At 38.3% G+C, this 14814-nt stretch carries 13 protein-coding genes, 1 rRNA gene and 1 pseudogene (1 of these 15 only partly in view); 3 read left to right on the top strand and 12 right to left on the bottom strand.

Features of this window, described 5'->3' with window-relative positions; translation table 11 throughout:
• The 4 genes and pseudogenes from IGI87_RS11625 to IGI87_RS11640 all read right to left on the bottom strand — a co-directional run.
• Window positions 1–1434 (bottom strand): 16S ribosomal RNA (locus IGI87_RS11625); it reaches 127 nt to the left of the window's first position.
• A 433-nt stretch (window positions 1435–1867) separates the two neighbouring features.
• Window positions 1868–2117: pseudogene (locus IGI87_RS11630) on the bottom strand (hypothetical protein).
• Window positions 2101–2472 carry a hypothetical protein gene (locus tag IGI87_RS11635; RefSeq protein WP_002385270.1) on the bottom strand — a complete coding sequence of 124 codons (372 nt, stop codon included), beginning with the start codon at window positions 2470–2472 and terminating at the stop codon, window positions 2101–2103. Before IGI87_RS11635 ends, IGI87_RS11630 begins: the two are co-directional and overlap by 17 nt.
• A 64-nt stretch (window positions 2473–2536) precedes the next feature.
• Window positions 2537–2905 (bottom strand): CvfD/Ygs/GSP13 family RNA-binding post-transcriptional regulator, encoded by a 369-nt coding sequence (locus IGI87_RS11640; protein WP_002365178.1) that lies wholly within the window; start codon window positions 2903–2905, stop codon window positions 2537–2539.
• A 183-nt stretch (window positions 2906–3088) separates the two neighbouring features.
• Between IGI87_RS11640 and IGI87_RS11645 the strand changes: the two genes are divergently transcribed.
• Window positions 3089–4255: a MalY/PatB family protein gene (locus IGI87_RS11645; RefSeq protein ID WP_438737096.1), complete on the top strand. Its 1167-nt coding sequence runs from the start codon at window positions 3089–3091 to the stop codon at window positions 4253–4255.
• A gap of 33 nt (window positions 4256–4288) precedes the next feature.
• Here the strand turns inward: IGI87_RS11645 and IGI87_RS11650 are convergent, their stop codons facing one another.
• Window positions 4289–4495 carry a DUF3955 domain-containing protein gene (locus IGI87_RS11650; RefSeq protein ID WP_438737098.1) on the bottom strand — a complete coding sequence of 69 codons (207 nt, stop codon included), beginning with the start codon at window positions 4493–4495 and terminating at the stop codon, window positions 4289–4291.
• Window positions 4496–4659: 164 nt separating this feature from the next.
• A complete protein-coding gene (locus IGI87_RS11655) occupies window positions 4660–5250 on the bottom strand; it encodes a peptidylprolyl isomerase (RefSeq protein ID WP_002361120.1) in 591 nt (196 codons plus the stop codon).
• Window positions 5251–5454: 204 nt separating this feature from the next.
• Here IGI87_RS11655 and IGI87_RS11660 point away from each other — a divergent pair, with 204 nt between their 5' ends.
• Both IGI87_RS11660 and IGI87_RS11665 read left to right on the top strand, forming a co-directional pair.
• Window positions 5455–6465, top strand: a complete 1011-nt coding sequence (locus IGI87_RS11660) for an NAD(P)/FAD-dependent oxidoreductase (RefSeq protein WP_002368301.1) — start codon at window positions 5455–5457, stop codon at window positions 6463–6465.
• 148 nt (window positions 6466–6613) lie between these two features.
• Window positions 6614–7576 carry a phosphoglycerate dehydrogenase gene (locus tag IGI87_RS11665; protein WP_438737100.1) on the top strand — a complete coding sequence of 321 codons (963 nt, stop codon included), beginning with the start codon at window positions 6614–6616 and terminating at the stop codon, window positions 7574–7576.
• Between the two features lie 64 nt (window positions 7577–7640).
• Here IGI87_RS11665 and IGI87_RS11670 read toward each other — a convergent pair whose 3' ends face one another.
• The 6 genes from IGI87_RS11670 to IGI87_RS11695 all read right to left on the bottom strand — a co-directional run bounded on the left by IGI87_RS11670 (window position 7641) and on the right by IGI87_RS11695 (window position 14700).
• Window positions 7641–9194 (bottom strand): bifunctional metallophosphatase/5'-nucleotidase, encoded by a 1554-nt coding sequence (locus tag IGI87_RS11670; protein WP_438737102.1) that lies wholly within the window; start codon window positions 9192–9194, stop codon window positions 7641–7643.
• A 97-nt stretch (window positions 9195–9291) separates the two neighbouring features.
• Window positions 9292–10572 carry an extracellular solute-binding protein gene (locus tag IGI87_RS11675; protein ID WP_002359172.1) on the bottom strand — a complete coding sequence of 427 codons (1281 nt, stop codon included), beginning with the start codon at window positions 10570–10572 and terminating at the stop codon, window positions 9292–9294.
• 23 nt (window positions 10573–10595) lie between these two features.
• Window positions 10596–11885, bottom strand: coding sequence for an MBL fold metallo-hydrolase (locus IGI87_RS11680; RefSeq protein WP_438737104.1), 1290 nt, complete (start codon window positions 11883–11885; stop codon window positions 10596–10598).
• Complete coding sequence (locus tag IGI87_RS11685) at window positions 11869–12687, bottom strand: carbohydrate ABC transporter permease (protein WP_438737106.1); 819 nt, start codon at window positions 12685–12687, stop codon at window positions 11869–11871. The genes IGI87_RS11680 and IGI87_RS11685 overlap by 17 nt, the downstream gene beginning before the upstream one ends.
• A gap of 4 nt (window positions 12688–12691) precedes the next feature.
• Window positions 12692–13567, bottom strand: a complete 876-nt coding sequence (locus tag IGI87_RS11690) for a carbohydrate ABC transporter permease (protein ID WP_104854182.1) — start codon at window positions 13565–13567, stop codon at window positions 12692–12694.
• Complete coding sequence (locus tag IGI87_RS11695; RefSeq protein ID WP_162782540.1) at window positions 13567–14700, bottom strand: ABC transporter ATP-binding protein; 1134 nt, start codon at window positions 14698–14700, stop codon at window positions 13567–13569. The genes IGI87_RS11690 and IGI87_RS11695 overlap by 1 nt, the downstream gene beginning before the upstream one ends.
• Between the last annotated feature and the right edge of the window lie 114 nt (window positions 14701–14814).

Genomic DNA, 14814 nt, shown 5'->3' on the forward strand with positions numbered 1-14814 from the left:
TCGTGGTGTGACGGGCGGTGTGTACAAGGCCCGGGAACGTATTCACCGCGGCGTGCTGATCCGCGATTACTAGCGATTCCGGCTTCATGCAGGCGAGTTGCAGCCTGCAATCCGAACTGAGAGAAGCTTTAAGAGATTTGCATGACCTCGCGGTCTAGCGACTCGTTGTACTTCCCATTGTAGCACGTGTGTAGCCCAGGTCATAAGGGGCATGATGATTTGACGTCATCCCTACCTTCCTCCGGTTTGTCACCGGCAGTCTCGCTAGAGTGCCCAACTGAATGATGGCAACTAACAATAAGGGTTGCGCTCGTTGCGGGACTTAACCCAACATCTCACGACACGAGCTGACGACAACCATGCACCACCTGTCACTTTGTCCCCGAAGGGAAAGCTCTATCTCTAGAGTGGTCAAAGGATGTCAAGACCTGGTAAGGTTCTTCGCGTTGCTTCGAATTAAACCACATGCTCCACCGCTTGTGCGGGCCCCCGTCAATTCCTTTGAGTTTCAACCTTGCGGTCGTACTCCCCAGGCGGAGTGCTTAATGCGTTTGCTGCAGCACTGAAGGGCGGAAACCCTCCAACACTTAGCACTCATCGTTTACGGCGTGGACTACCAGGGTATCTAATCCTGTTTGCTCCCCACGCTTTCGAGCCTCAGCGTCAGTTACAGACCAGAGAGCCGCCTTCGCCACTGGTGTTCCTCCATATATCTACGCATTTCACCGCTACACATGGAATTCCACTCTCCTCTTCTGCACTCAAGTCTCCCAGTTTCCAATGACCCTCCCCGGTTGAGCCGGGGGCTTTCACATCAGACTTAAGAAACCGCCTGCGCTCGCTTTACGCCCAATAAATCCGGACAACGCTTGCCACCTACGTATTACCGCGGCTGCTGGCACGTAGTTAGCCGTGGCTTTCTGGTTAGATACCGTCAGGGGACGTTCAGTTACTAACGTCCTTGTTCTTCTCTAACAACAGAGTTTTACGATCCGAAAACCTTCTTCACTCACGCGGCGTTGCTCGGTCAGACTTTCGTCCATTGCCGAAGATTCCCTACTGCTGCCTCCCGTAGGAGTCTGGGCCGTGTCTCAGTCCCAGTGTGGCCGATCACCCTCTCAGGTCGGCTATGCATCGTGGCCTTGGTGAGCCGTTACCTCACCAACTAGCTAATGCACCGCGGGTCCATCCATCAGCGACACCCGAAAGCGCCTTTCACTCTTATGCCATGCGGCATAAACTGTTATGCGGTATTAGCACCTGTTTCCAAGTGTTATCCCCCTCTGATGGGTAGGTTACCCACGTGTTACTCACCCGTCCGCCACTCCTCTTTCCAATTGAGTGCAAGCACTCGGGAGGAAAGAGGCGTTCGACTTGCATGTATTAGGCACGCCGCCAGCGTTCGTCCTGAGCCAGGATCAAACTCTCATAATAAAAGTTAGAACAATCTTGCGATTGTTAAGCTCAATTTGTTTGCTAGCATATTGCTTGCTTGTTAAAAATGTTTGTTGTCTTGAATTGAATCAAGACGCCCTACACATTTGGTTCGTCTATTCTTTGTTCAGTTTTCAAAGGTCTACGTTACCTCGCAGCAACTTTTATATCATAACAAACTTTCGTTTGAATGTCAAGAACTTTTTTGAAAAAGTTTTTTTAAGTTGTTTTGCTCAGTCGTTGTTGTCTGTTGTGACAACTTCTATATCTTATCATCTCGTTTGTTATTTGTCAACAACTTTTTTGTTGTTTTTTCAAACTTTTTCGAGAGATTTGAAATCAAGAATTGTTATTTAATTATTGATTTCTAAATCGCTCAGCTGTGTGACTCGCCTTGCGACATGTAATAATATATCAAGATTTTGATGTTTGGTCAACACTTTTTTTCAAAAAAATTAAAAGAAGTTTTCAATCTGTTTTCATTATTTTCAATTATTTCGTTTTTTAAACTTTCCAAAGTCTGATTATCTATCAAAACAGTTTAATTCCTTATTAAAAATCGAACAATTTGAATCATATATTTAAAATAGTTCGATTAACTTTTTTACATCCAACGTAAAAAAAGAAAGAATCTGTTCAATTATCGACAGATTCTTTCTTTTTTGTTTAAAACATTGGGACACCCTCAATATGATATTTTGACCAAATCGTTTTTAATTCTGCAGGTGCTACCCATGTATAGTCTTTATCCATTTCATTTTTAAGTGCTTGTTCATCCATCTCGAAGACAAACAGCGGAACGTTTTCTTTATTGATATGCGCGTTAGTTAATTCTACTAAGCTAATTGAAGTAACGTCCAATTGAACCTCTTCTTTGAACCATTGTAGCATACTAGCTAAACCCGTCATCTCATCAGAAACTTTTGCCATCGCAAACTCAATCGCTTCACCTATTGGATGCATCAAAAATTTTTTACTACCATCGTTTAAGTTCAGTATGATTGTTCCAGCGACTTTTTTGTTAGACACGACATCCACCTCAATTAATTTTTAGATTCACTAACAAAAGAAATTGTAACACACTTTCTGAAAAAATACAGAATTATTTTTCAAGCAACTTGTCCATGGCTTCATCAATCCATTCTGGAAGTTCTTTGTCTAAGGTTGCAAAGCCAATTTTTTTATTCTTATCTGTAAAATATTTTTTGCGTCGATGGTTCACTGAATGAACTTTGTCTTCAAGGGTCCGTAAAGATAAGCTAATCTTTTGAGAATATTCATCAACATCAATAACTTGAACGGTTACTTTTTGTCCAACGGTTAAGAGTCCATGGATATTTTTAGTAAAGCCAGCTTGTACTTCCGAAACATGAATCAGTCCTTGTGTTTCTTCGTCTAAAGAAACAAATGCGCCATATGGTTGAAGTCCGGTAATTGTGCCAGAAAGTACCATACCAATTTTGTACTTCATCAAATTTCCTCTTTTCATACGATAAATTTCTTTTTCCGTTTCTATTCATTTAAAATAATAGCATTTTTTCAACGTTTGTGCATTATTTCTTCCCTAGTTGTTAAAACTATTGTTTCATCTTTCAAGCAAAATCTACTATACTATAGGAAGTAAGACTTTATATAGAAGAAAAGGAGTTATCTTATGTTTAATTTTAATGAAACCATTGATCGTCGCCACACGAATTGTGTTAAATGGGACACCGTTGAAACAAGTTACCACGAAAAAGATTTACTACCTTTATGGGTTGCTGATATGGATTTCAAAGTGCATCAGCCCATCCTTGATGCCTTGTCACAAGTTATTGAACAGGGCATTCTAGGATATGCAGTTGCACCTAATGAACTGTATCAAGCAATTCAAGCTTGGCAACGGCAACACCATCAATTGATTGTTGAAAAAGAAGAAATTTTGTTTAATAGTGGCGTGGTACCCAGTTTGTCCACAGCCGTTCAGGCTTATACAGCGCCTGCGGATTCTGTCATGATTTGTGATCCAGTCTACCCCCCTTTTGCAGATGTCGTAAAACAAAATGAGCGTAGACTTGTGCGACATTCTTTAATAGAAGTTAACGGACATTATGAAGTTGATTTGGTTAAAATGGAACAACAGATAATCGTAGAAAAGGTGAAACTGTTACTTTTTTGTAATCCCCATAATCCTGGAGGACGTGTTTGGACAAAAGAAGAATTGCTAGCAATTGGGCGTTTGTGCCAAAAATACCAAGTAACTGTGGTTAGCGATGAAATTCATCAGGATTTGATTTTTAAACCGCATACCTTCACTTCCTTCACTGTCGCTGATGAAGCATTTAAGGAATTCACTGTTACCTTAACAGCGGCAACGAAAACCTTTAATTTAGCGGGGATTAAAAATTCAATGCTGTTCATTCCTAATGAAAAACTACGGCAGTCTTTCGTATCTTTACAAGACAAAAATCATCAAGGCGGTATCAATACTTTTGGCTACGTGGGAACGGCAGCTGCCTATCAAACAGGGGCAGAATGGCTAACGGCGTTACTTGATTATTTAAAAGAAAATATTGATTTTGCCCTTTCCTTTTTCCGTGAAGAGATGCCTGGCGTTCGTGTAATGGAGCCTGAAGGAACCTATCTTTTATGGTTAGACTTTAGTTCTTATTCATTAACGGATCGAGAACTTCGCGATACCTTAATTCATAAGGGAAAAGTAGTTCTAAATCCAGGAATTAGTTTCGGTCCCCAAGGTTCTCAACACATGCGTTTAAACTTAGCTTGTTCAAAAGAAACTCTCGAAGAAGGCCTTTTACGCATCAAAAAAGCCTTTAATTAAAAACAGCTGTCCTAGTTTTTAGGACAGCTGTTTTTAATTCTTTCTTTTGCGTTTAGCTAAATAAACTCTGACGAACCAGATACCTGAAAATAGAAGTAAAATTTCTCCAATGATTATTGTATAAAATCCTGGTTCATGAACGATTCCTTGCTGATCTACATACGTAAAAAACGTTCCTATAAACGGGAGTATTACTGCAAACAAAGTCAAGGCAATTGGATATCTGTATTTTTCTAACAAATTTGCTTCCTCTCCTTCTATTCTTTAACTCAGTATCCTATAAAGACTTCATTAAAAAAAGTGATTTGGATGCTTTTTAAAAAAAGTTAGTTGTTTTAAGAAAAAAATAAAGAGTACCAACGAATTTGTACTTCGTTGGTACTCTCTTTTTCGATTGGTTAAACTTATTCACCAATGATTTCAACTGTATCCATCACGACATCAAATGTTGGACGGTCTTGGGCATCCCGTTGGACTCCGCCAATTTCATCTACTACATCCATGCCATCAACAACATGACCAAAAACAGTATGACGGAAGTCTAACCAAGGTGTTCCGCCTTGTTTGTAAGCTTCAATAATTTCTTCTGGAAAACCAGCATCTTCTAACTGACTCATCATTTGAGCTGGAACATTTTGATTAGTAACAACAAAGAATTGGCTACCATTTGTGTTAGGACCAGCATTTGCCATTGACAATGCGCCACGCAAATTGAAAACATCTCGAGAAAATTCATCCTCAAATGCTTCTCCATAAATACTTTCGCCGCCCATTCCTGTTCCGGTTGGGTCACCGCCTTGAATCATAAAATCAGGAATCACACGATGGAAAATAACGCCATCGTAGTAGCCCTTTTTCGCTAATTCAACAAAATTTTCAACCGTTTTAGGCGCTTGTTCTGGGAATAATTGAACAGTGATGTCGCCTCGGTTTGTTTTAATGACCGCTTTTGGGCCTTTAGCATTTTCTAAATCTAATTGTGGAAATTGTGACATGAGAATGTCCTCCTAGATAATTATTTTATAGTTCCATCATATCGAAAAATGCTGAAAATTGCTATGATCTTTTTCCAATGATTAAAGAATGCTTTGATTCGTTAGCCAAACTTGCTTTTTTCGAAAAGCCGTGCTATTTTGTGAAGTGTTCGCAAAACGATCAATAGTTGTCTCAACCCTAAATGAATTAGGAGGAATTTGCAAATGTCTGATGAAAAAGATATTTATGATTTAACGATTATCGGCGGCGGTCCTGTCGGATTATTTGCCGCTTTTTATGCGGGAATTCGTAAAGCGAAAACGAAAATCATTGATAGCCTGCCACAATTAGGCGGTCAGCTAACAATGCTGTATCCCGAAAAATATATTTATGATATTCCTGGATTCCCTGCTATTAAAGCGGGTGAATTAATCGCCAATTTGGAAAAACAGATGCAGCCATTTCAGCACGATGTTTGTTTGGAAGAAGAGGTCACACACCTTGCACAGGAAGCAGATGGACTTCTGCGCTTAGACACAACTAAAGGCACACATTATTCTAAAACGGTTATCTTTGCGATTGGTAACGGCGCTTTCCAACCTCGACGTTTAGCTATCGAAAATGTTGAAGCCTTTGAAGGTGAGTCAATCCATTATTATGTGACTGACATGAAAAAATTCGCTGGCAAAAAAGTTGCGATTGCTGGTGGCGGCGATTCTGCAATTGACTGGGCTTTAATGCTAGAAAACGTCGCAGAAGAAGTATCTATTATCCATCGTCGCCCACAATTTCGCGGCCATGAACATAGCGTGGAACAACTGGAAAAATCTAGTGTTTCTATCAGAACTCCTTATATCATTAGTGATATTTTAAAGGAAAACGAAACGTTCACAGGCATCCAATTAACGGAGACAAAAGGTGACCAAACATTGGATCTCCCTCTGGATGATTTAATTATCAATTATGGCTTCACTTCTTCTTTAACACACCTCAAAGAATGGGGATTAGACGTTTCTAGAAATGCTATTAATGTTCATTCCGATATGTCAACTAACATTCCTGGCGTATACGCTGTAGGGGATATCTGTTCCTATGAAGGAAAAGTGAAATTAATCGCTACGGGCTTTGGTGAGGCACCTACTGCCGTAAATAATGCCTTACATTACTTACGGCCCGATGCTCGACGTCAACCAGTTCATAGTACAAGTTTATTTGAAAACGGCGTACCTAAATAAGGTTAGCACTGGACTTTAGCAGTTTTTAAGCCAAGGACAAAAATCTATTTTGGATTTTTGTCCTTGGCTTTCTGCTTTACTGAAAAGCCTTTCTTTTTCTCTTTTAAATTTATTTTTGATACAATAAAAAGTGCTAGGAGGAAGAAAGATGAACCAACCAATAATTTATTTAAATGAAGCATTCAACGAAGAACAAATGGAACAAGTGAAAGCTGTGGCGCCCAATTATCTAGTTAAAACATCTACCGATCATTTATCCTCTGCTGAAGAAGAGTCCATTGAAATTATGTTAGGCTGGCATCAAGAAATTGGTCCGTGTTTATTAGCCTCTGATACTAGTCACCTAAAATGGATTCAGCTAATTTCTGCTGGTGCTGATTATATGGATTTTGATAAATTAAGAGAAAAAGGTATTCTGTTGTCTAATGGTAGCGGAATTCATAGTGTTTCTATCTCAGAACATGTTTTAGGCGTTTTATTAGCACATACCCGCGGACTGCAAGAAAGTATCCAACAACAAATGCAACACACATGGGATCAAGCAGCCCCTTCCTATCAACAACTTTCTGGGCAAAAAATGTTAATCGTAGGCACGGGGCAAATCGGACAACAATTAGCTAAATTTGCTAAAGGTTTAAATCTTCAAGTTTATGGCGTGAATACCTCTGGACATGTGACGGAAGGTTTCATTGAATGCTACTCACAGAAGAATATGAGTAAAATTATCCATGAAATGTCCATTGTTGTGAACATTCTTCCTTTGACTGAAACAACAAAACATTTATACAATCAGGCGCTTTTTGAAAAAATGGCTCCTGAAACAATTTTCGTAAATGTTGGTCGCGGCGCCTCAGTAGCAACGAACGATTTGATAACTGCCTTAAACAATAAAACCATTGCTTTTGCTGCCTTAGATGTCTTTGAAGAAGAACCTCTTCCCGAAGATAGCCCTTTATGGGAGATGCAGAATGTTTTATTAACACCTCATATTTCTGGCATGACACCGAAGTTCAAATCAAAATTACTGGCGATTTTTATTCCAAACTTAAATCAATTTGTGACGGATCAAACCCTCGTCAAAAACCAAGTTTCCTTAAAAAAAGGCTATTAAGTCAAAAAAGGCCTTCAACCATCTTTCAAGTAATTGCATGGTTGAAGGCTTTTTTGCTATTTTTTTACCAGATAACCTTGAAGTTGTCATTTGTCGACGCTTGAATGATTGGATGTTTTTTTAAATATTCTGCAATCAGTTCCGTCATATCAATTTGGATTTCTCGAATAATTTTTTCAGGTTGGAACATTTGATAGTTTCCGCCACCGACTGCTCGGTATTGATTTGTCACGATTTCCAAAACATCTTCTGCTTGCACTGCTTTGCCATGATAATTAAGTTTCGTCACTCTTTCACCAAACGGTTGTCTTAAATCAAGCGTATACTCAATGCCTTCATACATATCATAATTATAGTATTGTGGTTTTGGATCGACATATTTCGGGTTAAAAATTGGTTGGCCTTTTTCTAACACAAAATAAGTAGCGCTTTGTTCTAGCGCTTCACGGAGGTCTTGTCCAGTGACACGCAATACAGCCAAGGTATTTGGATAAATGTAGTTGGTAATGATATCGCGCATCGTAATTTGGTTATTAAACCCTTTGCCTTCATTGTTAAAAAGTGCAGTCCCTGAAATATCTGTTCCGCTTGAAGCCATTTGGACGTTATTAATAAATTCTATATATGGATGTTCTTTGAGGCGTACGGCATTCGGATCTTGAATCGTCATGTCCCCTTCCACATTTCCTACTGGTTGGTCAAGCCACTCTTCTACCTCGTCATGTAACGCTGTTGTCAAAGCTAAAATTTCTGCATCTGGTTGTTCGTTTCCAACAGGATGAATAGCTGCGTCACTTTCAATAACGCGATAGCCTTTAGCCATAGGTTCAATTTCTAAAGTAATTTCTCCAACAAAAGCTCCTCGAAAACCTGGTTGAATCACGGGTATCCCATTCAGTTTTGTAGCAATTTCTCGATGTTGGTGACCAGTGACTAAGGCATCAATCCCAGGAACTTTTTCCAATAAATCATAGCCTTCATTTTCTCCTGTTAGTAATTCCGTGGGTTCCCCTGTTTCTAAATCTTTTTCAAACCCGCCATGGTAAGCGACAACAACTAGATCCGCTTCTTCCCGTAATTTTGGCACGTATTCTTCCGCTGTTTCAACAACACTTTTAAACGTTAAATCTTTGACTGTTGCCGGCTGTTCCCAATGAGGAATATATTGGGTCGTCACGCCAAGGATGGCTACTTTAACCCCTTGTTTTTCTATGATGACATACGGCTGACCGAAATAAGGTTGTCCATCTTTACCAAGAATATTGGCAGCTAAAACTGGCTGTTGATAACTGGCAATCGTTTCTTTTAAGTAATCTAATCCGTAATTAAATTCATGGTTGCCTAAAATACTAACATCATACTTCATTTGATTAATGATCTTAGTGATGGCAGCCACTGAATGTGTTTCTGCTTTTCTTACGTAGTAACTAAGTGGCGAACCTTGAATAAAATCCCCATTTTCAATTTGAAAAACTGGACCTTTGGCAGACGCACGTAACTTTTTCAGCATGGTTGCTGCTTTTGCGGTTCCAAAAGGCAAATCCATCTTTTTTTCACTATAACTTGTCGGCATAATATATCCATGCATATCACTTGTTGCTAAAATTTTTATTTGCATTTTGTTTCTCTCCTTCTTCCGCCCAAAAGAACAGGAAGGTTAGAACACGAGCCATAACGACTCAGATCCCAACCTCCCACGTCTGTTTATTTATTGATTATTGGTTCCATGCTTGTTCAAATTGTGACGTTGCATCTTTCAATAATTTTTTCGTGTCTTTATTTGATGAAGCAAAAATACTTTCCATAATTGTCCGCATTTCATTATAGGCTGAATCAGCATTTTCTTCTACTGGGATAGCGAATAAATCTTTTACTGCGTTTTCAAGTTGTGCAGGTACTTTGGTAGTCTTAGAATTTTTGTACTCGTCACTGTGTAAAACAGATTCTAAAATTGGCATATAACCTGTTTGTTGTGCCCAGTACAATTGTGAATCAGGCGTTGCTAAGAATTTCATGAATTCAAATGCCGCTGTCCGTTGTTCTGGCGTAGCACTATCGAACATATAAATATCTGTTCCTTGTTGTAAGTTAATTTTTTCCGGACGTGGTGCAACACCGTATTCATAGCCACCAGCTTCAGCATCTTTTTGAACAAAACCAGCACCAGCAATACTACCGACAAACATTGCTACTTTTTTGTTTGCAAATGGGCCAGATAAATATTTATCTGAACCAGCTGTGCGGAAGTAACCTGCTTCGATACCATCACGGTAATAGTCCACGACTTCTTGTGAATCTTTGCTTGTTAAATCTAAGTCTTTATTAAAATCAACGCCTTTGTTTTTCATTCCAATTGCGTAATAGTTATTTAACGAGTCAAAACCAGCACCAACGACTTCTTTGTTGGATTTTTCGTAAATTGTTTTAGAAGCTTCTTTTAATTCCTCTAATGTTTTCGGTACTTCAACACCATATTCTTTCAACAAATCAGCATTATAGAATAACATTTCTGTTGATTTATTAAATGGAATTCCGTATTGTTTGCCGTCGATTTTGGCGCCGTCTAACAATACTTCACGAATTGGTTCTGCATCTTTCCAGCCGATTGTGTCATCATCCATATATGGTTTTAAGTCCACTAACATTTCATCTTGTGCAGCATTCCATAACCAGCCTGGGTACGCTTGCGTAATTGTTGGTAAATCTTTTGGTGAAGTTAAAGTCGAATTGATTTTGGCTTGTAAATCAGGGTAAGCAGATTGATTTTGTAATTCCACTTTAATTTTTGGATTTTCTTTCATGAAGTCTTTCGTTAATTTTGTTAACGCTTCTTCTTGAACTCCATTCATTGCATGCCAGAAAGTAATTGTCGTATCTTCCTTCACTTCTTTCACAATATCGTTTGATTCTTTGGCCCCATTACCGTTACCACAAGCCCCCAATGCGAAAATAGCTGCGGTTGCTAACACTGTTGTTGCTAGAGTTTTGAACTTCATTTTTTTCTCTCCCTTAAAAAAATTTATAAAACAATTTGCTCGCCACGTTCTGGCAATATTCTTTCACCATACGGGTTTTCCAGTTTTTCTGGTTTTAACGTATGGATTGGAACCAATACTTGAGGTTCAATCAATGCAATAATTTTATCCAGATCTTCTGGAATTGCATGTCCTGAACAAGCTAAGCGGACAAAAGTAATGTCTTTTTTAGCCAACAAATCTAAAAACACGCGATACTGTGGATCAAAGTCCCCTAACGGTTGTGCATCACTGTGAATGTATAAACTACCTTCTTGGAGGTTGTCAAACTGGTTCACAACTTGCCACAAATAGTCTGTTTTGTCCTTTAGTAACGTGTCATACGGGATTTCTAACGCTGGATTCAATTCTGGTATTTTACCAGATTCAGCATAATAATAACGAACTTCTATTCCAAATACTTCAAGTAACAACGCAGCCATATTTGCTTCTAAAACGACTGTACGAGGTGACTTTTCAATAATCTTAGCAAAACGTTCCACGTTTGCCGGATAGCCATTAAAGGTAATTTGTCGATTTGGGTTTTCTAGTTCTAAACGAACCAAGTGCTGAACAAGATCTTCTTCACTGACAACCGCTATTTGAGCTGGATCTGGTTCACGTTCTGGGAAGCTAATGCTTACGCCTTCCATCATTAATAATTCAGTATGTTTGGCTTTTTCACAAAAAGCTAAAGTCTCTTCACGATTATGGCCATGTAAGCGCAAATCACCTGTGTATGTGATGAAATGGTTAGGCGTACGAATCAGTAATGCCGAAGCACCGTACGCATCATGATCAACAGGTACGATTTCCACTGAAATTTCGCCAACTTTAATCACATCGTTTTTATTAAGACCAATCATTTCTCGGGTAAAATTCTTTTCTTCAAACGGTGATGGAATCAAAAAATCACCTTTGCGATTTAAACTATTTAGAATCATCTTCGTTTCTTTTAATGTGTACAAAGGAACAGCTGGGTCTAAATAATTAATCATGCGCGAATGATCTAAATGGGCATGAGATAAGAAAACAGCTGTGTGTTGATACTCTTTGTCTTCTGCACCATGATATTCATAACCTAAACGCGGATCGTATAAATCTTTTAATTCTGGCACTAAACGATTAGTAATTAAGGTTTCAATGTGATCATCGGGCAAATCTAATTCTGGTCGAAATTCTGTACCAAAATCAAAGAAGATGTGGGCATCTTTATATGCCACTTCAATCACGGTTCCTCCAATTGTTAAAATGCCACTGTGAAAAGTCACAGTTGTTTTAGCCTTTGATTCCATTTTTTGCAACTCCTCTGATAATTTCTTTTCTGAAAATCAAGTAAATAATTAAAATTGGAATAACGGTTAATGTTGCAGCAGCCATTTGTAAATGTACGTCACTACCGCTCTCTGTCGCAAAGGCTGATAGTCCATTATTCAATAAACGGTATTTTTTCTCGTTCGTCACCAGCAATGGCCACAAGAAAGAATTCCAACTAGAAATAAATGTTAAAATCCCTACTGTTACTAACGCTGGCTTTGACATCGGTACTAAAATACGCCAAATATATTCTAAATCACTAGCGCCATCAATCTTGGCAGCCTTATAAAAAGTATCAGGAATGCCTTTTAAATAACCGTTTAAATAGTAAATATAAAAAATACTCGTTAAAAATGGAATAATTAAGGCGCTGTAAGTATTTAGCAAACCTAATTGCGCAATCGTTTGATAATTGGTAAAAATAATAGATTCATACGGAACCATTAACAACGAAATCATCAAAGCAATGACTACATTTTTAAAACGGAACTTCAAACTCGTTAACGCAAATGAAGCTAAAACGGCGGTGACTACCGTAGCAATCGTTGTAGCGCCTGAAACAAAGACTGTGTTCAAGAAATACCGAAGAAATGGTGCTTTTTGAAAGACCTCTGTGTAGTTTTGCCATTGTGGTTGTTTTGGAAACATGGTTGGCGGCATGCTGGTCGCTTCAGAGTAACTCATTAAACCAGCTAAAATCATATAGACAAATGGAAATAACGTAATAACGGCTAAAATGCCTAAGAAAACAAATGCGATAATCGTTAAAACTTTTTTCATTGGTTTATTGCCCCACTTTCTTTAAGAGTTTATTTTGTAAGAAAGTGACCACTAAAATAATCACAAATAAAATCACTGTGGCTGCCATCGCAATTCCGGGACGTCCTGCAATGTGGAATTTGTCATAAATATAGTACACTGCGGTTGTGGCACTATTGGCAATCCCCGCACGGCCACCGAATAAAGCATAAACTTGTGTATAAACTTTAAAGGCGCCAATTAAATTGACGGTTAATAAAAAGGCAATGGTCGGGACTAGCTGTGGAAACGTAATACGTCGAAAAATTTCGCCGTTTGAGGCGCCAAACATTTTCGCTATTTTAAAATGTTCTTCATCAATATTTCTCAACCCAGCCAACAAAATAATAATATTAAATGCTAAACTCGTCCAAACCCCAAAAATAATCAATGTCGGCATACTCATTTGAACATTATCTAGCCAGTTGACAGAAGGAATGCCGAAAAATCCTAAGACGTAATTGACAATTCCATAATCGCCATTAAAGAAGTAACGGAAGACAATCCCAATGGCAATCGTACTCGTTACATAAGGCATAAAGAAAATCGTTTCAAAGAAACTCTTATGTTTAACTTTTTCAAAGATAATCCAAGCAATTGCTAGGGAAATTATCAAGGCAATCGGTACCACTGCAAATGCATAGAGCGCTGTATTTTTTAACGCTTTATAAAAGATTGGATCATTCAATACACGTTGATAATTTTCTAAACCAGCGTAACGTTGGTTAATTAAGGAACCTTTTTGGAAGCTCATCCACAAAGAACGAAACAGCGGATAAACGCTAAACAGTAAAATAATTCCTAATGATGGCAGAAGGAAGAGCCATGCTTTTGGTTGATTTTCTGGATTGTATTTTTTCATTAGTAAACCCGGTCTCCCGCTTCGTTAAAGATAAATACTTTTTTATATGAAAAATCAAAAGATAAAGTGTCTCCTTCTTCAATCGCTTCTTCTACACTTACAATTGATTTCACTTGTTCATTTCCTAATGTAAATCGTAAAATACGTTCTCGACCAATCAATTCGACTAAATCTGCCGTTGTGGTAAAGAGACCTGTTTCAGTTGGCACCACATCTTCTGGACGAGAAGCAAACGTATATTTCCCATCAGTCATTGGCATTTTAAAGCGTGCTTGCTCAAAACGCTCAAGCGGAATTTCAAAACTTTCGTGGTACATTTTGCCGTCTTTCACTTCAACAGACAATAAATTAATAATTGGGTTACCTATGAACTGAGCAACAAATAAGTTATTTGGTTCTAAGTAAAGGTTTTGAGGTTCATCATTTTGTTGAATAACCCCTTCGTTTAATAAAATAATTTTATCACTAATTGATAGCGCTTCCTCTTGATCATGCGTTACAAAGATGGTTGTAATGCCAACTTCTTTCACCAAGCGACGGATTTCTTCACGAATTTTCAAACGCAAACGTGCATCCAAGTTACTTAAAGGCTCATCTAATAATAAAACATCTGGTTTTTGAACTAACGCCCGGGTAATCGCAACACGCTGTTGTTGACCACCAGAAAGTGTGCCTGGCTTTTTATGACTTAACTCTTCAATATTCGTCAGTTTCATATATTCTTCGGCAATAGCTTGTGCCTCTGCCTTAGGAATTTTCTTACTCCCTACCGTCAAAGGAAACATCACATTTTCTAGAACAGTCATATGTGGATATAAGGCATAGTTTTGAAAAACAAACCCAATGTTCCGATCTTTTGGTGCTGTTTTGACAACCGATTGCTGTCGAAACTGAATATCTCCATCACTTGGATGTAACAAACCTGCAATTAAGTTTAAAATCGTGGATTTACCACACCCACTTGGCCCTAACAAACAAACCAAGTCCCCCTGCTCAATCGTAAAATTGACCGATTTTAACGCTTCAAACCCATTATCGAATACTTTTTTCAAGTCGATAACTTCTATCATGACCCAACCTCCAAAAAAACATTTAATAGCATACTTTTTGATTTTAACATTTATTTCTTGCAACCGCGAGAGCAAACCTGTTTCATTAAGATAAAAATAGGTAAAGTTAATGTATTTTTTATGTAAAAAATGTTGTTTTTCTGAAAAGCTTGTTCATATTTTTTTAACATATAACAA

The sequence above is a fragment of the Enterococcus sp. DIV1444a genome (assembly GCF_051712125.1).
In the GTDB taxonomy this organism is placed as follows: Bacteria; Bacillota; Bacilli; order Lactobacillales; family Enterococcaceae; genus Enterococcus; species Enterococcus faecalis.

Bases quoted from the DNA above. Each gene is read 5' to 3' on its own strand.
- IGI87_RS11640 (WP_002365178.1), bottom strand. From the start codon at position 2,905: ATGAAGTACAAAATTGGTATGGTACTTTCTGGCACAATTACCGGACTT.
- IGI87_RS11645 (WP_438737096.1), top strand. From the start codon at position 3,089: ATGTTTAATTTTAATGAAACCATTGATCGTCGCCACACGAATTGTGTT.
- IGI87_RS11655 (WP_002361120.1), bottom strand. From the start codon at position 5,250: ATGTCACAATTTCCACAATTAGATTTAGAAAATGCTAAAGGCCCAAAA.
- IGI87_RS11660 (WP_002368301.1), top strand. From the start codon at position 5,455: ATGTCTGATGAAAAAGATATTTATGATTTAACGATTATCGGCGGCGGT.
- IGI87_RS11665 (WP_438737100.1), top strand. From the start codon at position 6,614: ATGAACCAACCAATAATTTATTTAAATGAAGCATTCAACGAAGAACAA.
- IGI87_RS11670 (WP_438737102.1), bottom strand. From the start codon at position 9,194: ATGCAAATAAAAATTTTAGCAACAAGTGATATGCATGGATATATTATG.
- IGI87_RS11675 (WP_002359172.1), bottom strand. From the start codon at position 10,572: ATGAAGTTCAAAACTCTAGCAACAACAGTGTTAGCAACCGCAGCTATT.
- IGI87_RS11680 (WP_438737104.1), bottom strand. From the start codon at position 11,885: ATGGAATCAAAGGCTAAAACAACTGTGACTTTTCACAGTGGCATTTTA.
- IGI87_RS11685 (WP_438737106.1), bottom strand. From the start codon at position 12,687: ATGAAAAAAGTTTTAACGATTATCGCATTTGTTTTCTTAGGCATTTTA.
- IGI87_RS11690 (WP_104854182.1), bottom strand. From the start codon at position 13,567: ATGAAAAAATACAATCCAGAAAATCAACCAAAAGCATGGCTCTTCCTT.